The sequence below is a fragment of the Flammeovirga sp. OC4 genome (assembly GCF_000812565.1).
Lineage (GTDB): Bacteria > Bacteroidota > Bacteroidia > Cytophagales > Flammeovirgaceae > Flammeovirga.
Genome location: NZ_JTAM01000001.1, coordinates 264,687 through 284,920, shown reverse-complemented (window position 1 = coordinate 284,920; position 20,234 = coordinate 264,687). Strand labels below are relative to the sequence as shown.

Here is a 20,234-nt window from a genome sequence, read left to right as displayed (position 1 = left end):
CTTAAATCATAAAAAAAGCAAGACAATAATAATGCCTTGCTTTTTTTACAGAATATATTTTTTTATTAAATGATTCCTTCTTCTTTGATCCACTCATTAAACATCTCAAAATCTGTTTGACCATAGATATCTAATACATATTGGTAAAGTTCAGCTTGAATTTCTTCTGCTTTTTCAGTCTGATTTGTAGAAAGGAATGATTTTAAAGAAATCAACTCTTCCTTTAATTGATCTTGGTTGACAAAAATAGGATTGAAACTACCAATATGATCAATTTTTCTAGTAGCTTTTATGACATAGTAAACATCTACTGTTTCAATTTCATCGAGGCTTGCACCCTCAAATAATCGTTCTTTCTCTAAAAGAAGCTTATTGTCTCCATAATTAGGAATCCATCTGTTGAAAATCTCTTCACCTGATGTAAATCTTAAAGCCATTTGTTTCTCTTCGTTGAGAGGGTATTTTTCTTGATTAATATCTAGTATGATTGAATCTGTGATGAAAACATAGGCATCTCCATTGAAGTAATCACTAATATTGGCTACTGATTCAAAAAGTACGCTACGAGTACTCATTTGCTTGTTGGATTGAATCGGAAATAAAACTTCAGAAACTAAGCTCATGAATTCGCCAGTAGGTGATTTTTTACTTTTACTTCCATCTAAAAGCATTTTACCAGTGCTTTTTCCAATAACGATGGCTTTTGCGTTGTTGGAACCAAATGAAAGAGAGGCATCTTTACTAATCATATCGCCTACTTTCAAGTTTACATTATTGGTAGTATTTAAGATGTCACCACTAACATGTAAAACGTAAAGATCTTGGGCAAGAGTAAAGTGAGAGATTAACAAAGTAATCAGTGTACTAAAAAAAAATCTTTTTGTTATAAAGTTCATCATTGTACTTGTATGTGGTTAATATTTAACCTTAAGAATTGTAAATATTTTTTTGCCGGCTGGAGTAACTACTTCTACTGCGTCACCGACAGATTGATTCAATAATGATTTTCCAATTGGAGAAGCAATACTAATACTTTGCTTTTTGATGTCAGCTTCATCAGGGCCTACTAACCTCAATGTCATCTCCCTGTTGGTTTGGTCTTTAAACGTTACATAAGCACTAAACATGGCTCTTGTGTCGTCTACCTTTTGATCAAAAACTTTTAATGTATTGATTCTTCTTCTTAAGTAAGTTAAACGTCCATCAATCTCACGGAGTTTTTTCTTACCATAGATATATTCGGCATTTTCAGAACGGTCGCCCATTGCAGCTGCGTCACTTACCGCTTGAGTAACTACTTTTCGTTCTTCCCAAATCTCCTGCACTTCGTTTTGCAGAGACTCCATTCCTTCTTTTGTAATATAAGTAGATTTATTCATTCTCTTTAAATAATTAAAAAACAAAAATATGAATAAATAAGACAATTATGATAAAGCACTTTGAATTTTTAGGGAATCCTATCATATAGAATCATATTAATTGCTTTTTAACCTTGAATACAATTATTATTCCTATTTAATTTGCTAAAGGATCAACATTAATCTATGCTTCAAAAAGTACTTTCTAATTCCTTTATCTATGGAATAGCACCTCAGTTTATAGGGGTAGTAAACATGCTTTTGCTTCCCCTGATTACACCTCATCTTACTGCTTTTGATTACGGCCTTTATGGAGTGGTTAATGCTTTTATGATGGGTATTGGGCTATTTCAGTTCTTAGGATTAACAATAGTGGTGATGAATGCCTTTTACAAGTATCCCCAAAAATATATCTGGGTTTGGAGAAAAGTGCTTGGTGTATTAATAGTATGGAATTTTCCCTTTATCATATTTCAAAGTATAGTTCTTTTTTTGGTGATTCCTGAAGATGCAGGAAATAATAAATTAACGATTATAACCTTAGCAGCATTACCCATATTATTCAATTCAACTTTTACTTTTATAGGTTCCATTTATCATCAGTTACAATTGAACCCAAAAGCATTATTTTATAGAACAATTGGAGTTGGATTATTGGTCACGTCCATGAATTATCACCTTATTGTACAACTTCAATTGGGGTATATGGGATGGTTTTATGCCAATGCCGCAGGAGCTATTGTAATGGGACTGTCTTATACATCTCTTTTTATTGAAATAAGACTTTATCCCATATTTAGATCCTTTTCTAAAATAAAGACAATGCTAAAGCTTGGTATGTCAACAATGCCTCATCATTTTTCAAATTATATTTTAGATTACTCTGACCGTGTGATGATGGAATTCATGAATATTCCAATTCATGCAATTGGTAGGTATAACTTATCTTATTCTATAGGAGATAGAGTTTTTCAACTGAGTAAAGGTGTTGGTTTTGCAGTAGTTCCGGTCATTATTGATTTATATAAAAAAGGGAATACTAATGAGATACAGAGCATCGTTCGAAAGCTTACAATAATCTTTGTTTTAAGTACAATAACAGTGAGTATTTGGACCAAAGAGATTTTTGAAATTTTGGTAAGAAATGAAAGCTTAAAGGACGTATATCCTATTGCCATTGTTGTCATATTATCGATGAATTACAGACCTTATTTCCTGCTTTGTACATCAATTCTTGAATATAAAGAAAAGACGAAATTCCTATCTAATTTATCAGTAGGAGTTACAGTATTTAATGTAATATCAAACTTAGTACTGTTACCCACTTTGGGGATTATGGGAGCAGCTATAACTACATTTATTAGTTATTTTATTTATGGTTTTGCAAGCTATTTTATTTCCCAATCCACCTTATCTGTTTTCAATAAGAAAGAAATTATTATCACAATGATAGTGATCTTACTAGCATTATATTTATCAATAAAAATTGTAGTGGTTTCTATCCTAATAAAAGCGATTATTTCACTGATTATGGCAGGGCTGATACTCGCAGTATACATATCTTCTAAGTGGACAAAACCTGAAGCAGCCACTTAATGTATGATATACCTATTAAAAAATACTGCTATGACTTCATTAAAAACTTCAACTCATCACAAGTTTTGCTAGGGACGAATTCAGTGATATCATAATCAGCGAGTTCATTCTTATGAAAAGGATCCTTTTCAAGGATGGCTAATAATTCAGTTTTTGACTCAATATTGGATAAAATTACTCCACCGGTTCTTGGGACTTTTCGGCCTGAAGCAAGGAAGTACCCTAAATTATATTGCTCATTGAGGTATTCAATGTGTTGCTCAAGGTATTGGTCAACCTGCTTTAAGTCAGTTTTATAAGTTAGATTGATGATAAACATTTTATTGTATTTTAGTTGTTTGTTTTTATTTAATTATTTCAATTTTTGAAATCAACTCGATTTGAATAACTCTGAAACTTTATGGAGGTCAGTAGATGAAGTGACTTCATAAAAATAATTGAGTTGCCATTTTTGAGTTTGTATTGCTTGTTTACTTGTTACTTCATCCCAAATTGGATAAACTCTAAATCCTCTTTTCCCTTCTTGTTTGTCAGAACCCATTATTCCTTTTTCAATAAGTGTGGATTTGGGGAAAATAAACTGTCCAAGTCTCATTTCATTTTGTACAGTAATGATATAAAAGTCTATTGCATCTGTTGAATGGAAAGGAGTAGTATTTCCTTTTTCATCTCTTTTCCAAAAAGTTACAAATTGCCCAGCTTTTTTAGGAGTTACTTTCGCTTTTCTGTAAGTGATGTCATAACTGTTAAGTTTGAAACGACTAGCATCGTATTCTTTACCTTCTACTTCTGTACTTATTTCGTTGAGTTGAAGGGAGCATTTATCATAGATTGAAGTTTTTATATTGTTTAGAGAATCATTCATTGGTCTGCAACATCATTATCTTAAAACTGAAAATAAATAAAAGGCTGAATTTCAGAAGATCGACTTTGGAAAAGAATAAATCCAATGAAGAAAAGGAAAGATGCTTTTGCGAAATCAGGCATAGCAATAAATTCAATTGCCATTTTATCTTTCCATGTCTGAGGCATCCAATGTAAAAAGAATCCCAACACCATCACGGCAAACACTTGTTTGTATGCTACTATCACTTCCCACGCTATTGATAGATCAATATTGGTTAAAATTTGATTGATCATACTCTCAGCGTGTTGCATATCCTCGGCTCTAAAATAAATCCATGCATAACACACAAAATGAAAAGTTACAAAACCACCTATGGCTTGGGTAAGAGGAGTATTTGGAATTCTTTTCTTCGTGATTTCACGCCAAAGTTTATGAACTGCAAGTCCAACACCATGTAAAATACCCCAATAAATAAAACGGAAATGGGCACCATGCCACAATCCACCCAATACCATAGTAATAATCAAATTGATGTAAGTCCGTATTTTTCCTTTTCGATTTCCTCCTAATGGAATATAAAGGTAATCTCTCAAGAAAGACGAAAGGGAAATATGCCATCTTCTCCAAAAGTCAGTAATATCAGTTGCTTTATAAGGAGAGTTGAAGTTTAGAGGAAGCTTAAAACCAAGCAAAACTGCTACTCCAATAGCAATATCGGTATAACCAGAAAAGTCACAGTAAATTTGAATGGCATAACCATAAGCAGCCATTAAGTTTTCAAATCCTGAGTAAGACCAAGGTGATTCAAAGATTCGATCTACAAAATTGATGGAGATATAATCAGAGATTAAAATCTTTTTGATTAATCCACCGGCAATCAAAAATAAAGCATGTCCAAATTCGGTTTCTCTTACTTTATATGGGTTGTAGATTTGTGGAATAAATTCGGATGCCCTTACAATAGGACCAGCGACCAATTGAGGGAAGAAACTTACAAACAATGCAAAATCCCAGATGGAATCCACCGGCTTAATATCACCTCTGTAGATATCAACGGAATAACTTATGGTTTGAAAAGTATAAAAGGAAATACCGATTGGAAGGAAAATATTGCTGGTGTCCATTGCTGTTCCAAAGACGGAGTTTAGGAATACAGCAAGGTAATTTTCTTGTTCAAGTTCTAAGTGAAATAACTCATTAATGCCCTCTGTAAAGAAAAATGTATACTTGAAATAGGCTAATAAACTCAGATTAATAAAAGCACTAAGAAAGACTAATTTTTTTCTTTTTGAAGGGTTGGTTGAATTGAAGATGGCATCACCTATATAGTAATCCACTATTGTTGAAAATATCAGTAAGACAAAATAGAAGCCACTTGACATATAATAAAAATACAAACTAGCACAAAGTAACAAGAAGTTCCTTGCTGATATATTTTTATATATAAACTGATATATGATGATGATCGCTCCAAATAGTACCCAAAAAATAACTTGTGTAAAAAGTAATGGGCTGTTTTCTGAATACGTAACCAATTCAAGCATTCGGCAGTAAGATTATTTCAAAAAAATAGAATTTAAAAAGTCAACTTCATCGAAGTTACCTCATTTAAGCACTAGGACAAAAGAAAACGATGATTTTAAATCACACTTGATTCTAATGCTTATAGAATATAAACACAAAAGTGCTCTCTTTTTTTGAAAAAAAAGAATATTGAGAATAGAATAATTCTAATAATTCCTTTTTGATAATTAACTTCGGAGGGATTAAAGTAAAAAATTAAGTAGTACGATGGCAAAGAAAGTAAAGACGGCCTATTTCTGTCAACATTGTGGTTTCGAATCACCAAAATGGCAAGGGAAGTGCCCGTCGTGTAATGAATGGAATTCATTTGTGGAAGAAGTAATTCAAGACGAAACGCCAAAGAAGGGAAGTTGGAAAATGACTTCGAGTAATGATAGAAGTGGAGGGTATGTTAATTCTAAACAGGAAACTTCGAAGCCCGTCAAAATAAATGAGGTGAAATACGAAAAAGAAGGTCGTATTGTCACTCAAGATGAAGAATTAAACAGAGTATTAGGAGGAGGTATTGTTCAAGGATCAGCCGTCATGATTGGGGGTGAACCTGGTATTGGTAAATCAACCTTAATGCTACAGATTGCACTATCTTTAAAAGATAAGCAAGTTTTATATGTGTCAGGAGAAGAAAGTGGTCAACAAATAAGACAACGAGCAGAGAGGTTACCTTTCTCTTCGGAAGAAACCTATGTGTTGACCGAAACAGATACTTCAAAGATATTCGCTCATGTTGAGAAAATGACACCTGATGTGATGGTGATCGATTCCATTCAGACGTTGGTTTCTCCATTATTAGAAGCTGCTGCTGGTAGTGTTTCTCAAGTAAAAGAATGTGCTGCAGAAATGATTCGTTTTGCTAAAGATACAGGGACGCCAGTATTGATGATTGGTCATATCACCAAAGAGGGAAGTTTGGCAGGGCCTAAAGTATTGGAACATATGGTGGACACTGTTTTACAGTTTGAAGGAGATCGACACATGAGTTACCGTATTCTAAGGACGATTAAAAATAGATTTGGTTCTACTTCAGAATTGGGGATCTATGAGATGATTGCAAGTGGTTTAAGAGAAGTAAGTAATCCTTCAGAAATATTGCTTTCTCAAAGAGATGATGGATTGAGTGGAGTGGCAATTGGTACAGTTATGGAAGGTAATAGACCATTGTTAGTAGAAATTCAGTCATTAGTCACACCGTCGGTTTATGGTAATCCTCAAAGAAGCCCTACTGGGTATGACTCTAAAAGGTTAAATATGCTTTTGGCTGTTTTAGAAAAAAGAAGTGGTTATAAACTTAATTTTTCAGACGTTTTCCTAAATGTTGCAGGCGGACTAAGGGTAGAAGATCCGGCTATTGATTTAGCAGTAGTCGCTTCTTTGATTTCTTCTTTTGAAGATATATCTATTGAATCTACTACATGTTTAGCTGCAGAAGTTGGTTTAGGAGGTGAAGTGAGAGCGGTGTCAAGAATTGAAAATAGAATAGTAGAGGCAGAGAAGTTAGGATTTAAAGAAATGTATATTTCGAAATACAATGTGAAAGGCCTCGATCTTAAAAAGTATAAAATGAAAGTGGTTCCTGTTGGAACAGTAGCCGAAATGGCAGAAAAGTTATTTACTTAGATTCGATGAAAAAAAGCTTAGTACTTATTCAATTGCTTCTTGTTTTGTCTTCGACTGTGTTTGGACAATCGTCTAAATCAGTGAAACTTTTTCAAAAAGGAGAAAAGGCAGTGGCTGAAAGAAATTTTGGTGAAGCCAAAGTTTACCTCGAAAAATCTATTGCAGAGGATAATACCAATGGCGATAGTTATTATTTATTAGCCTATTTAAATATCCTTGAAAAGGACTATGAAAGTGCCAGGCAACTGTATAGAGAGTTGATGGAATGCTGTAGTAAGAATGCAAAGTTCATGTTAGCGCACTTATCTTTGGCGGAATATGAATGGTCTCTGGGAAACTATGAAAAAGCAATTGGGTATGCTGAATCTTTTTTAGCTTTTAATCCTACTAGAAGGCAGTACAGAGAAATTAAGAGGGCCAATAAAATTCTGGCTTCATCGAATTATGCTTTACAGCACATACATATTGTATTGCCTTACTCTTATGAAAATATTGGTGATCAGGTCAATGTGAAAGATCAGCAATACTTTCCGGCAATTACCGCTGATGGAAAAGAGCTTTACTTTACAGCTCGCAATGAGAGAGAAAATGAGGACATATTTAAGTCAAACTTTTTTAATGAGGAGTGGTCTGCTCCTCAGCGAGTGGAAGAGTTAAATACACCTTTTAACGAAGGAACTTGTTCTATCTCTGCAGATGGGACAATTATGATTTTCACCTCTTGTGAATCTACAAGGGAGAGAATGGGATATGGTAGTTGTGATTTATTTATTACTCAAAAAATAGGTGATCAATGGTCTAAACCACAAAACTTAGGACCTAGTATTAATTCACGAGATTGGGAATCGCAGCCTTCTTTGTCAGCGGATGGAAGAACGCTTTATTTCGTATCTGATCGAAAAGGAGGATATGGCAAAAAAGATATATGGGTATCTCACCTGAATGCTTACAATGAATGGACACCAGCCGAGAATTTAGGAGAAACTATCAATACTTATGATGATGATATTTCACCCTATATACATTCAAATGGTCATACACTCTATTTTTCTTCAGAAGGACATTTAGGTTTTGGAGGTTTGGATCTTTTTAAATCAGAAAAAGAAGGTCCAAATTGGACTACTCCCCAAAATTTAGGTTATCCCATTAATGATCATGCAGACCAAGTTTCATTAGTGGTTTCGGCAGATGGCAAAAAGGGATACTTTTCAAAAGAACATATTGAAGGAAATAAAAGAACCAGTAAGATTGTATCCTTTGATCTTCCTGAAGAAATTATTCCTCAATCTTTAAGTACTTATTTAAAAGGGGTCGTTTATGATGCGATCACTAAGACACCCATCAAGGCTCAGTTAGAATTAAAGCTTTTAGACAAAGTAGAAACAGAATCAAAGGTGTTGTCAGATGGTGAAACAGGTAAATACCTTATCGTTTTAAATCAAAATGAAGAATACGCATTGCATGTATCAAAACCAGGGTATTTGTTTCAAAGTTTAACTTTTGACATGCACAATGCAGGAGTAGAAGGTGTCACTTTAGATATTTTCCTTCAAAGAGTAGATCATGGTACGAACATAACACTGAGTAATATCTTTTTTAATTCTAATGAATATGTATTGCAAAAGAAAAGTGATGTAGAATTGAACAAGATCAAAGACTTCTTGATTTTAAACCCAAGCTTAAGTGTAGAAATCTCTGGACACACAGATAACATCGGTTCCAACCAATATAATCTGGATCTGTCGCAGAAAAGAGCTGAAGCGGTGACAAATTATTTAATTCAAAGAGGCATTGATTCTAGTAGGCTGAAAGCAGTGGGGTATGGGGAAAAGAAACCTATAGCTGATAACAATACAGAGTTGGGGAGAAAAGAGAATAGGAGGATTGAGTTTGAGATTTTGTAAGATAACAAACAATCATAAACAGAATTCAAGTGTTAGATTGAGTGTTTTTTACTAATTTGCGAAAAAAATTAGCAGAGAAAAGATGAATTTAATATCAGTTGATAGTGCAACTAAATATTGGGGAGAAAAACCTCTATATAAAAATATAAGCTTTGGGATTCAAAAAGGACAAAAAGTAGCGTTAGTAGCGAAAAATGGTGGAGGTAAATCCACTTTGCTTAATGCCATTGTTGGAAATGAATCCTTGGATAGTGGGACGATAGCTATCAATAAAGATATTACCGTTGGTTTATTAGAACAAGAACCTCAATTTGATCCAGATCAATCTGTTTTGGATTATGTACTTTCGAGTGATTCACCAATTATCACTGCGGTACGTGATTACGAAAAAGCACTAGCAGATAGTGGTGCAGATTATTCAGATGCGACTTTAAAGCAATTGGATAAGGCGACACAAAAGATGGAGGAGTTGAAAGCGTGGGATGCGGAAGCGAGAGTGAAGCAAATTCTTACTGCTTTTAAAATTGAAGATCTTTCGGCTCCTATGAAGTCACTTTCGGGTGGTCAACAAAAAAGGGTGGCATTAAGTAAAATCTTAATTGAAGAGCCGGGTTTATTAATTCTCGATGAGCCTACCAACCACCTTGACTTAGACATGATCGAATGGCTGGAAGAATATTTGACAAGAGCTAAATTGTCGATTCTTTTAGTAACTCACGATAGATATTTCTTAGACCGTATTTGTAATGAAATTTTAGAATTAGAAGACGGTGTAATTTATAATCATAAAGGGAACTATTCTTACTACATTGAGAAGAAAGCAGAGAGGGAAGCCAATCATGCTGCAACAGTTGATAAAGCGAAGAACTTAATGCGTAAAGAACTCGATTGGGTAAGAAGAATGCCAAAGGCGAGAGGAACAAAGCAGAAATTCAGAATGGACGCTTTCCATGATTTGAAGAAAACAGCGAAGAGTGGAAAGACGGAAGAAAAAGCTGAAATTGCCGTAAACATGTCTCGTTTAGGGAAGAAAATCCTAGAGTTTGAAGGTGTCAATAAAGCATTTGGTGAAAAGAAAATCGTAGATGATTTCTCTTATATCTTCAAGCGTAAAGAGCGTGTTGGTATTGTTGGTAATAACGGAGTAGGTAAATCTACTTTCTTAAATATGTTGACAGGAAGCGAGTCGATCGATTCTGGAACTATTACAAAAGGAGAAACGATTGTCTATGGTTACTACACTCAGAAAGGACTTTCTTTTGATGAAGACGTAAAAGTGATTGATGTAGTACGTGATATTACAGAAAATCACGCGATGTCAGATGGAAGCACTTTGACACCTTTACAGTTGTTAAATCGTTTCCTTTTCACTCCAGAAAAACAACATTCTTATATCTCGACATTGAGTGGTGGAGAGCGTAAAAGATTGTACTTGTGTACCGTTTTATTGCGAAATCCTAACTTTTTAATACTTGATGAGCCTACCAATGACTTGGATATCCCTACTTTAAGTGTTTTGGAAGACTTTTTGGAAGAGTTCCAAGGATGTGTTATAGTTGTAACACACGACAGGTACTTTATGGATAAATTGGTCGATCATTTATTTGTTTTTGAAGGCAATGGAGTGATCAAAGATTTCAATGGCAAGTATTCTGAATACAGAGCTTATATGGATGAACAGGAGCGTTTGAAAAAGATTGCTGCTCGTGAGGAAAAAGAGAAAAAACAACAGCAAGAAAAGAAAGAACGTCCTAAAACAACCACTAAGAAGCTTTCATTCAAAGAAAAACAAGAATACGAAGCCTTAGAAAAGGAAATTGAAGTACTTGAAGAGGAAAAGGAAAATTTAGAAAGTAAATTATCAGATGGTTCAGTCACTGATGTTGATGAAATCAGAGAAATTTCTGAAAGACTCGGCGTGGTGATGGATGAAGCAGATGATAAGATGATGCGATGGATGGAATTAGACGAAATAGCCAATGGCTAATAATTTTTATATTATTTTTTGCAATTGATGGGTGGGCACAATCTGCCCATCAATTGTATTTTCGTGCCTCTTATCGTGATGTAGATCAAGTCATCTTTGATTCTACAAAACATTTCTTTACCCTTCCCATGGATTATGGTCAATTCGAAATAAATGAATTACCCGAAGCCAAAGAAATCAACAGTTTACAGATCGATTCTGTTCAGTTAGTATATACAGATCACCCCAAAAACTTTGACTTTTCGAAACTTAATACCAACAGAATAGAACAATTCACTCATTGGTTTGAAGGGTCTATTGATGATCCTATCATCCGTTGGAGAATTATACGTCAGACCAAAGGAGAAACCAAAGCAGACTTCGAGGCTATGTTTCATGGTATTGTTGCCTATTACAGTTTACGTCCCCGAAAACCATTATTACCTGAGCAAGAAGTCATTCGTAAAAAGAACATTGACAAAAAGTTTGAACACCTTGTTAAGAAAAAACTAAAGGTAGAAGATGAACTTATTCATATCACTTCAGAAGTCTTTGAAAAGAATAGAGACAATTGGAATAGAGCCGTGATTGTTAGTGATTGGACCGGTAGTATGTATCCTTATACCATAGATTTGTTGTCGTGGTTGATCAAAGAAAGAGCACAAGATCAGGTGATTGGTTTCGTTTTCTTTAATGATGGAGATACCAAAATCACATCACAAAAAAGCATCGGCAAAACAGGTGGTATATATTCGATAAGGGATAGTAGAGTAATTCCTGTTTTTAATTTGATGACAAAAGTAAAAAACAATGGAGATGGAGGTGATCTTCCTGAAAATGATATTGAAGCAATCATTAATGCTCAAAACGAGTTTAAAGAAGGTAATACATTTATATTAGTAGCAGATAATAATTCCGTTATCCGAGATCTTTCTTTGATTTCACAAGTCAAGCATCCCATTGAAATAATTTTGAATAGAGCTGATTTGAATTCTAAAGGCTTACCCATTGTGTTGAAGGATTATGTTGACTTAGCCTTAAAAACATCAGGAAGCATCTATGTGGAAGGTCAGGAATTTAAATCGAGAAAAGCTTTATTATCTCTTCCAACGAAAAGATTGACCAATCAATAATGAACCAAATTGTAATTAGAGAAGCCTACCAAACCGAGTACCCTCAGATTGGGGAAATGATGGTACAGGTTTATTCCTCATTAGAAGGTTTTCCGCAACAAGAAGAAATGCCAGAATACTATGAGATGCTTTTAAATGTAGGGGACCTGACTGAAAAAGAACACGTGTCAATTCATGTAGCTTTAGATGATGATCAGATTGCAGGGGCTGTAGTTTTTATAAAAGAAATGTCAGACTATGGTTCAGAAGGAGCCGCTACTTCTGTATTGAATGCTTGTGGATTTAGACTTTTAGCAGTGGATCATCAACACCAAGGAAAAGGAGTAGGTAAAAAGTTGGTTGCATATTGTTTGGAAAAAGGCAGGGTTTTAAAACGAGAACGATTAATTATACATTCCACTAAACCTATGAAGTTAGCTTGGGCCATGTATGAGAAAATGGGTTTCGTCAGAAATGAAGCATTAGATGTTAGCAAAGAAGAAATTCAAGTCTATGGCTTCAATTATTACTATTAAATAAGTGCAAAATGATATTACTCGTAGAAGGGAAGTACAAACTCGAAAAATTTCCAGGAAAAGGAGGTTGGACATATGCAGAACTACCCACTATTCCTATGGATAAAAACAATCCTTTTGGCTGGGTAAGAGTGAATGGCTTTATTGATGAATTTGAATTAAAAAGTTATAAACTAATGCCAATGGGTAATGGAAATGTTTTCTTGCCAGTGAAAGCTCAAATCCGAAAAAAAATTAAAAAAGAAGAAGGCGATGAAGTCACAATCAGACTTTATCTCGATGAAGCAAGCATAGTTGTACCAGATGAAATTAAATCTTGCTTAGAGTTGGAGTCTAACATTGTGCAAGAGAATTTTAAAGGATTATCTGACGAAAAAAAGAAGGAATATGTCAATTGGATCTATAATGCTAGGAATGAAGATATTAAAGCAGAAAGAATACTAAAAATGCTAAAAGATATGGAGAAATATTAATATTTTTTATTATTAGAGTTCAATTATAAACTATTAAGAGAAAAAATTGGTTTTTAATATATAGAAAAACAACATTTGCCTAAGAACTATATTTAAATTCCATGAAACCAATAGCTTATCTACTAATAAACTTATTTTTTATTAGTACATCATTCGCTCAACAACCAGATCAATCTACTTATGAAAATGTCTCTTCAGATCAAAATTTGAAAGGAAGTGTAAGTGGAAAAGAAGTAATGCTTACTTTCAAAAATTCTTTTACCGTTGATGATGGAAAACTTTTTATACAAGGGTCAGAAGACAATAAAGATTGGTTTAAGAAAACCGAACTTGAAACTACGAACAGTGTCAATTCTAATGTGGCAATTCGATTTTTAGACCATTATCCATCAAAATATTATAGAATAATAAAAGTAGAGCAAGACGGATTTACAGAAGTAGTTTCCACTTTAAATCTCTCAATGGAATCTTATTTGGAGGTTTTATTGTACACGAGTGAAAATAAAAATAATCCAATTAAACTGCAGTTAAAAGCGGTGAATTCAAATTCAAAGATTCAGTTCAGTATTTACGATAGACAAGGCTATTCAGTATATAATACTAATATCCAAACACCTAAAGGCGAACGTGTTATACAGAGCTTTTATTTATCTGAAATTTTGGAAAAAGGGAGTTATTGGGTCGAACTGAAGCAAGAAAAAAGGAAAGACATCAACCTTATCAACGTATTATAAAAAGTATAAAATTAAAGGAAAGAGGATCATTAGAAGAATAAATTTGATGATTTTAATCATGCACCCCGTAACGCAAACCGTTGCGAAAAAAAAAACTTAAAAATGTATGATAAACCCTTTTTAATACGAATAACATTATAGTAATTTAGCTAAGCAAAGTGGTGTTGAAAACCATTAAAACTGGAAATTCTATTAAATCGTTCTTTAATGAAAGCGACCTTTAAAATACATTATGATACTCAATTTGGTCAGCAATTACTGATTGTTGGTTCTTTACCAAGTTTGGGAAAAAACAAAAAAGATGAGGCCCTAGAAATGTCATATTTAGGGGGTGGGGTTTGGTTTGCAGAAGTTGATCTGTCAAAAACTAAAGCCAAGAGTTTTACTTACAACTACCTTTTGGTTGATAAGTCAAATGGCATTGTGTACAAAGAGGATGGAGCTCCAAGAAAAGTGGAACTAGACAAAACTTTGTATAAAAACTACATCTTACAAGATGCATGGAACCCTTATCATGAGACAGAAAATGCTTATGATACTGCAGCTTTTGATGTGATCTTCCAAACGTCTGCACCAAAGAAAAAAGCAGTCAAAAAATCAACTAAAGACGCAAAGTATACTTTTGAAGTGAACGTGCCTCGTATTAACAAGGACATGGTAGCAAAAGTAGTTGGGTCTGTAGATGAGTTAGGAAATTGGGATATCAATAATGCCCTTCCAATGAATTACGACAAAGAACGTAACCTTTGGACAGTAACAACTCCTCTAAAAAAGAATCATCACAAACTAAAATATAAATATGTATTAGTATCAACTAAAGATGCTAATCATGTAGAATTAGAAGGTGGATATGATCATGTTTTTGATATTCAAGAAAATGATCCTCAAACTTACGTTCGTTTTGCAGATCACAGATTCTCTTATGACAAAAGAGCTTGGAGAGGAATGGGTGTTGCCCTTCCTGTATTCTCATTAAGATCTGAGCAAGGTCTTGGTGTAGGAGAGTTCTTGGACATTAAAGGGTTAGTAGATTGGTCAAAAGAAACAGGAATGAGATTGGTTCAAATCTTACCTGTTAATGATACAATGGCTACTTACACTTGGGTAGATTCTTATCCATATGCTTCTGTATCAGTATACGCCTTGCATCCTCTTTATATTAACCTAGAAGCAGTAGGTGCTTTGAAGGATAAAAAGAAGATGACAAAACTTGCGAACCTTAAGAAAAAATTAAATGCATTAGATACTGTTGATTATGAAGCAGTAATGAATGCAAAAATGGATTATCTTAAGGAGATTTGGACAGAGAAAAAAGCAAGCTTCTTTAAGGATGCTAAAGTAAAAGCATTTATCAAAGAACAGGAAGAATGGTTATTACCTTATGCTGCTTTCTGTTATTTCAGAGATAAATATAAGACACCAGATTTCTCAAAATTTGAGAAGTTTGCAAAATACGATGAGAAAGAAGTTGCAAAGTTATTTGCTGCTAAGTCAAAAGTAAAAGATGACGTTAACTTCTATGTATTCGTGCAGTATCATCTTCATGCACAATTACTTGAAGCTTCTGAGTATGCTCAAGATAATGGTGTTGTCTTAAAAGGTGATATTCCAATTGGTATCTATAGATTCTCAGCTGATGCTTGGACTGCACCACATTTATACAATATGAATGGTCAAGCAGGTGCACCACCTGATGATTTCGCAGTCAATGGTCAAAACTGGGGATTCCCTACATACGACTGGGATACAATGAAGAAAGATGGTTATGCATGGTGGACAAGTAGAATGACACACTTGTCGCAGTATTTCCAAACTTTCAGAATTGACCATATTTTAGGTTTCTTCCGTATTTGGGAGATTCCAATTGACTCTGTACAAGGTCTTTTAGGACAGTTCAGACCAGCACTTCCTTTACACATCAATGAGTTTGAAAGTAGAGGTGTAAGATTTGATTTTGATCGTTTCTGTAAACCATATATTCGTGAGCATTTCTTAGGAGAAATGTTTGGAGCTGATACAGATTGGGTGAAAGAAGAGTTCTTAAAAGAAAAATATTCTGGAGCGTATGACTTCAAAGAAGAATATGATTCTCAAGTAAAAGTTCAAGCTTACTTTAATGGTCTAAAAGCTGCTGACGAGGCAGATCAAGCGAGATTAGATGCGGTAAGAGATAACTTATACAGCTTACATAATGAGGTATTGTTGATTCCTGCATTAGGTTATGATGATGGAATGCACTATGCTCCGCGTGTAACCATGGATAAGTCTAGAACTTTTAATGAGTTAGAAGGGTATCAAAAGCATACTTTATGGGACTTATATGTAGATTATTTCTTCAAACGTCAAGAGGACCTTTGGGCTTCACAAGCAATGGAGAAATTACCTGCCATTAAAGAAGCAACAAACATGTTGATTTGTGGTGAGGACTTAGGTATGGTTCCTGACTGTGTTCCTGGTGTAATGACTGAGCTTGAGATTTTAAGCTTAGAAATTCAAAGAATGCCAAAAGATCCTACTATCGCCTTTGGTCACCCTGGTAATTATCCTTACGAATCAGTAGCGTCTCCATCTTCACATGATATGTCAACTGTAAGAGGTTGGTGGACAGAAGATAGAGGTGATACTCAAAGATTCTACAACGAAATTCTAGGGAATTGGGGTGAAGCTCCTGAGCATTGTGAGCCTTGGATTGCAGAGCAGATTTTGGTACAACATTTATATGCTGATTCAATGTGGACGATCTTCCCATTACAAGACCTATTGGCCATTGATGGTGAATTAAGAAGAGAAAATCCGGAAGATGAGCGTATTAATGTGCCTGCAATTAAACATCACTATTGGAGATACAGAATGCACTTCTCTTGCGAAGAGCTTGTAAAACAAAGTGCTTTCAACTCGAAGTTGAAAGGATTAATTACAGCTTCAGGTAGAAATACAAAGTATTAATAGATACTTAAATAATATATAGAAGGCTGACTCAACATTAAATTGTGAGTCAGCCTTCTTTTGTTTAAAATAACTTATAACATGATATAGGTTATTTACTCTAAGGCTACTTTTTGTAGGTTGATAGAGGTACGGAAAGCTCTTCTTACATTATCCATGATGATTTCTACCATATGCATATCAGTGGCTAGGAGTAAAAAGAATGATTTTTCATCTATCTCATACACATAACTATCGGTGAGGGTGTACATATTTCCAATCCAAGCATCTGCTTTAGTAGAAATATAAGTTCCAATCATTGTTCCTCTCTTATACAACAAGGTATGAGCATCCCCATTTCCAATGGCAATTTCTCCTTCTTTTACAACATAAAGTCCTTCCTCTTTTAGTTTTTCAGCACTGATAATTGTTTTTCCCTTCTCAATAAACCTTAAGTTAGAAATCTCTGCTAAGTCAGAAAGTTCATCACCAGATAGGTTATGGAATTCAGTGATATTCGAGAAAAATAAAGCTTTTGAAAACGTGAATTTCGGAGTGGTCTTCCAGTCTAAGCTATCAACATCTCTTACAAGTTCTCTTAAATCTGATTCTACTTTATGTTCTAATCTATGGAAAGATTCCTCTAAAACATCAGGGAAGTTTACTTTTAAGATCCAAGCTGATAATTCAGAAATTAATTTATTTGTATCAAAAAGGAACCCAACCAACATACTTGGATTACAGATTCTAGGTTTATGTGCTAACGCATACAAAGCCGTAGCTCTCACCCAAGAAGAAAGCCAGTTTGGATCTCTTGTTGCAAGCCTGACTAAAGCATAATCACTTGTATAAGATTCTCTGTAATATAAGTCTTGAAGCTTTTTAACTCTTTCCTCGGCAGAAGCATCTTCAAACAATGGAAGTACATAGCCTTTGATATCTTCATCAATTAAAACATCAAGAAGTTCAACAGCATAACCGATACTATCAGCAGTGCCTAATTCGTAGTTTCTACGGATTAGTTTTAATGAACCTCTATCGTAAAGCATATCTAATAAAAGGAACATCTGATTATAATTGCTGATAATTTCAGATTGAATAGCTCTTTGTACTAATACATTTTCTTTATTGTCTTCGAGTTCTAAAGAGACTGCAATATTCCAATAACAGTTGTTTGCTTCTCTTTTTAAAGCTTCTTTTAAGAATAATATTTGATATTCATCCTCAGCGTTCCATCCTAAAGCACTTAAAAGCGAGAGGGCTTCGTAGGATATTCGTCTCTCTGGAGAAGTGATCTTTTCGGATAAAAGCTGAACAGATTCTTCGCTGCCAATTTTGGCATAGGCTTGAAGAATTAGTCGTTTCGTTTGTTGAATTTGGCCATTTTTGTGAAAGGCATTTTCTAATATTTTTGCACCTTCTTTACCCACTGCAATAATTGCAGATAAGGCAACCCTTTCATCACCTTTAATGGATAAACGCTCTACTAGTACTGGAATAAGGCTTGCAATTTTGTGATAGCCCACCAATGACATAGCTTCCACTCTCACATCATAATTGTAATCTCTAATGAGTTTAGAAACTGTATTTTCTAATTTTTCATCGTAAAAATTGAAAATTAGTCTTGAAGCTTTCATTCTCCTTTTAGGATCAGGAGATTTCGCTAATTCGATGATATTATCAATGTCACTTTCAAGAAGTACTTCAGCTTTTAATTCTGTAGCTAATGACTCTGCAACTTCAATCAATTCATCATCATCAAAGGTTCCATGTACAAACTCGTGTAAAGCATCAGTGCTTTCATAAATACGATACTCCTTAATTTTACTTAAAGCAATTCTCTTATTCACGAACCTTAAAAGATTTCCTTTCTCTGATAAAATTGAACGGAAAAGAAAAATATCAAGGCGTTCAATTAATTTAAAGAGTAGAGGCGATAGTTTGGTTGAAACAGAGTTCCACCTAGTCTGTAATAAGTTTTGAATTTTATTGTTTTGGAATCTTTTTCCCTGTTCATCTAAATAAGCATTCTCAGTAGAATTAGCTGCCAGTAAGTTTTGAAGGGAAATACGATATTGAGCATACATTTTAAAGGTAATGAATACCCAAAGACCTACAATAGCAAAAATGACGAAGTTATTGTACAAAATATTGTAACCTCCCATTCTGGAGATGATGATCATAAGTATACCCGCGCCTAAAGTTGACATTTGAGCTACAGTTCCTTCTACTAATGTTTGTGCTTCATATCTAATTTCCGTAGGAAGAGGGAAGAAGAATATTTTGACTGTAGGGCTTTCTAAAGAGTCCCTCAATGCATCTGTTACGAGTTTCGACATTGAAATAATGAGGAAAAACATGAGAAAGGCACCAGACTCTTTACTATGTCCAAATAAACCTCCAATTACTAAATCAATCACTCCAAAGAAGACCAATATGCCAGGTAAGAGCATTAATGAATATTGAAGTCCATAAACTTCTAAGATTTTATCATTCAAAAATGTTTGTACTAAGAAGGAAACGATAATGACGAATGCTTCAAAGAAGGCAAGAAAGTTGGCTAATTCTTGTTCTTTTAAAAAGTATTGTGGTGTAACAGTCACAAATGAATAATCTACAAATGCAGCAGAGAAACTTGAACACATCACAAAAGTACTAATGATTAAAAAGTACTTCTTATAATCACGTAGGCGTACTCTTTTATGTGGTTCCTTTTTATGTTCATCGACTGTCAATGCTTCAGCAGCATGCATTTTGAACTTTCTTAAAATGTAAATCGTTGAAACAAGACAACCTAAGTAGGAGACTGCACCTACAAGTGATAAGTAAGAAAAGGAGGGAAGTAGACTTTGAATGATTGGGACAGAGAAAAAGGCTAAAATAGTTGCTACAGCTTGACCTGTATCAATGCCACCTGACAAACGTTTACTTTGTGAAAAGTTAAAAAGACGCCCAAAAGCTCCCCAGAAAATCAATAAGGAAATGGATGCAATAGGCCCAAGAGTCGCAAACCCAAAGAATACGACCCATTGATTTTCATCTAGAAGGATTAAAGCTCCAGTGATACTTCCAATAATCGCAAAAATGATAAATGAAGTATAGTACACTAGGGTACGGAAACCTATGAGGTTTTGAAGTTTAGAGAAAAGAATTGTGAAAATGATACCCAATACACCCTGAGTAACTAATGCTAAAGGGAAATCATCCTCGTTTCCAAACTTAGATATGAATAAGGTATTGATGGCAACACTGTAGCTTGCCATGAAAATACCGGTAAAAAAACCTAACGTTAAAAGTGCTGCTATTCGAGGCCATTCTGATGAAAGGCCTCCAACCATACTGAGCAATATTTTTTTCATAGTGTGTAAAAGTAGTATTGAGCTCCTACATTGGGTATGTTTGGACTATCCTAAAAAATTAATCAATCTTTCAAATATTCAGATGATCAAAGATGATGACAATTGAAGTAGTTTAATATTTGAAGATTAGAGAAAACATACCTTTATTTCTAAAAAAATAATCGACCTTGATTTATGAAATTGGCTTTATAAGTATCAATCGTCAATTGATTGATATTCTATCTTA

At 34.3% G+C, this 20,234-nt stretch carries 15 protein-coding genes; 9 read left to right on the top strand and 6 right to left on the bottom strand.

Features of this window, described 5'->3' with window-relative positions:
- Positions 1 to 65: 65 nt before the first annotated feature.
- Entirely contained in the window at positions 66 to 899 is an 834-nt protein-coding gene (locus PL77_RS01185) for a hypothetical protein (RefSeq protein ID WP_044200818.1), read from the bottom strand.
- Between the two features lie 15 nt (positions 900 to 914).
- Positions 915 to 1,379, bottom strand: coding sequence for a GreA/GreB family elongation factor (locus PL77_RS01180; protein ID WP_044200816.1), 465 nt, complete (start codon positions 1,377 to 1,379; stop codon positions 915 to 917).
- Between the two features lie 165 nt (positions 1,380 to 1,544).
- Between PL77_RS01180 and PL77_RS01175 the strand changes: the two genes are divergently transcribed.
- Positions 1,545 to 2,954, top strand: a complete 1,410-nt coding sequence (locus PL77_RS01175; protein WP_044200814.1) for a polysaccharide biosynthesis C-terminal domain-containing protein — start codon at positions 1,545 to 1,547, stop codon at positions 2,952 to 2,954.
- A gap of 28 nt (positions 2,955 to 2,982) precedes the next feature.
- Here PL77_RS01175 and PL77_RS01170 read toward each other — a convergent pair whose 3' ends face one another.
- From PL77_RS01170 to PL77_RS01160, 3 genes are read right to left on the bottom strand one after another with little or no spacing between them, the layout of a single operon-like run.
- Positions 2,983 to 3,273, bottom strand: coding sequence for a YciI family protein (locus tag PL77_RS01170; protein WP_044200813.1), 291 nt, complete (start codon positions 3,271 to 3,273; stop codon positions 2,983 to 2,985).
- Positions 3,274 to 3,324: 51 nt separating this feature from the next.
- The gene (locus PL77_RS01165) at positions 3,325 to 3,819 is read right to left on the bottom strand and encodes a MepB family protein (protein ID WP_044200811.1); all 495 of its coding nucleotides are present in this window, start codon (positions 3,817 to 3,819) and stop codon (positions 3,325 to 3,327) included.
- A 20-nt stretch (positions 3,820 to 3,839) separates the two neighbouring features.
- Positions 3,840 to 5,138 (bottom strand): MBOAT family protein, encoded by a 1,299-nt coding sequence (locus PL77_RS01160; RefSeq protein ID WP_253273947.1) that lies wholly within the window; start codon positions 5,136 to 5,138, stop codon positions 3,840 to 3,842.
- Between the two features lie 454 nt (positions 5,139 to 5,592).
- On the opposite strand from PL77_RS01160, the gene radA reads away from it, so the two are divergent.
- The 8 genes from radA to PL77_RS01120 all read left to right on the top strand — a co-directional run bounded on the left by radA (position 5,593) and on the right by PL77_RS01120 (position 16,670).
- Entirely contained in the window at positions 5,593 to 6,999 is a 1,407-nt protein-coding gene (radA, locus tag PL77_RS01155; protein ID WP_044200807.1) for a DNA repair protein RadA, read from the top strand.
- Positions 7,000 to 7,004: 5 nt separating this feature from the next.
- Positions 7,005 to 8,903, top strand: a complete 1,899-nt coding sequence (locus tag PL77_RS01150; protein WP_044200805.1) for an OmpA family protein — start codon at positions 7,005 to 7,007, stop codon at positions 8,901 to 8,903.
- 82 nt (positions 8,904 to 8,985) lie between these two features.
- A complete protein-coding gene (locus PL77_RS01145; RefSeq protein WP_044200803.1) occupies positions 8,986 to 10,890 on the top strand; it encodes an ABC-F family ATP-binding cassette domain-containing protein in 1,905 nt (634 codons plus the stop codon).
- Complete coding sequence (locus PL77_RS01140) at positions 10,857 to 12,002, top strand: hypothetical protein (protein WP_156152203.1); 1,146 nt, start codon at positions 10,857 to 10,859, stop codon at positions 12,000 to 12,002. The genes PL77_RS01145 and PL77_RS01140 overlap by 34 nt, the downstream gene beginning before the upstream one ends.
- On the top strand, positions 12,002 to 12,517 hold the full coding sequence (locus PL77_RS01135; RefSeq protein ID WP_044200799.1) for a GNAT family N-acetyltransferase: 516 nt from the start codon (positions 12,002 to 12,004) through the stop codon (positions 12,515 to 12,517). Before PL77_RS01140 ends, PL77_RS01135 begins: the two co-directional genes overlap by 1 nt.
- Before the next feature lie 11 nt (positions 12,518 to 12,528).
- Positions 12,529 to 12,990, top strand: a complete 462-nt coding sequence (locus PL77_RS01130) for a YdeI/OmpD-associated family protein (RefSeq protein WP_044200796.1) — start codon at positions 12,529 to 12,531, stop codon at positions 12,988 to 12,990.
- A gap of 101 nt (positions 12,991 to 13,091) precedes the next feature.
- A complete protein-coding gene (locus PL77_RS01125; RefSeq protein WP_044200795.1) occupies positions 13,092 to 13,724 on the top strand; it encodes a hypothetical protein in 633 nt (210 codons plus the stop codon).
- A 207-nt stretch (positions 13,725 to 13,931) separates the two neighbouring features.
- A complete protein-coding gene (locus PL77_RS01120; RefSeq protein WP_044200794.1) occupies positions 13,932 to 16,670 on the top strand; it encodes a 4-alpha-glucanotransferase in 2,739 nt (912 codons plus the stop codon).
- A gap of 95 nt (positions 16,671 to 16,765) precedes the next feature.
- Here PL77_RS01120 and PL77_RS01115 read toward each other — a convergent pair whose 3' ends face one another.
- Positions 16,766 to 20,008, bottom strand: a complete 3,243-nt coding sequence (locus PL77_RS01115; RefSeq protein WP_156152202.1) for a hypothetical protein — start codon at positions 20,006 to 20,008, stop codon at positions 16,766 to 16,768.
- Positions 20,009 to 20,234 lie beyond the last annotated feature (226 nt).

Excerpts from the sequence above, each read along its gene's own strand:
- PL77_RS01180 (WP_044200816.1), bottom strand. The coding sequence starts at position 1,379 with ATGAATAAATCTACTTATATTACAAAAGAAGGAATGGAGTCTCTGCAA.
- PL77_RS01140 (WP_156152203.1), top strand. The coding sequence starts at position 10,857 with ATGGATGGAATTAGACGAAATAGCCAATGGCTAATAATTTTTATATTA.
- PL77_RS01175 (WP_044200814.1), top strand. The coding sequence starts at position 1,545 with ATGCTTCAAAAAGTACTTTCTAATTCCTTTATCTATGGAATAGCACCT.
- PL77_RS01185 (WP_044200818.1), bottom strand. The coding sequence starts at position 899 with ATGATGAACTTTATAACAAAAAGATTTTTTTTTAGTACACTGATTACT.
- PL77_RS01145 (WP_044200803.1), top strand. The coding sequence starts at position 8,986 with ATGAATTTAATATCAGTTGATAGTGCAACTAAATATTGGGGAGAAAAA.
- PL77_RS01150 (WP_044200805.1), top strand. The coding sequence starts at position 7,005 with ATGAAAAAAAGCTTAGTACTTATTCAATTGCTTCTTGTTTTGTCTTCG.
- PL77_RS01135 (WP_044200799.1), top strand. The coding sequence starts at position 12,002 with ATGAACCAAATTGTAATTAGAGAAGCCTACCAAACCGAGTACCCTCAG.
- PL77_RS01170 (WP_044200813.1), bottom strand. The coding sequence starts at position 3,273 with ATGTTTATCATCAATCTAACTTATAAAACTGACTTAAAGCAGGTTGAC.
- PL77_RS01120 (WP_044200794.1), top strand. The coding sequence starts at position 13,932 with ATGAAAGCGACCTTTAAAATACATTATGATACTCAATTTGGTCAGCAA.
- PL77_RS01165 (WP_044200811.1), bottom strand. The coding sequence starts at position 3,819 with ATGAATGATTCTCTAAACAATATAAAAACTTCAATCTATGATAAATGC.
- PL77_RS01130 (WP_044200796.1), top strand. The coding sequence starts at position 12,529 with ATGATATTACTCGTAGAAGGGAAGTACAAACTCGAAAAATTTCCAGGA.
- PL77_RS01125 (WP_044200795.1), top strand. The coding sequence starts at position 13,092 with ATGAAACCAATAGCTTATCTACTAATAAACTTATTTTTTATTAGTACA.
- radA (WP_044200807.1), top strand. The coding sequence starts at position 5,593 with ATGGCAAAGAAAGTAAAGACGGCCTATTTCTGTCAACATTGTGGTTTC.
- PL77_RS01115 (WP_156152202.1), bottom strand. The coding sequence starts at position 20,008 with ATGAAAAAAATATTGCTCAGTATGGTTGGAGGCCTTTCATCAGAATGG.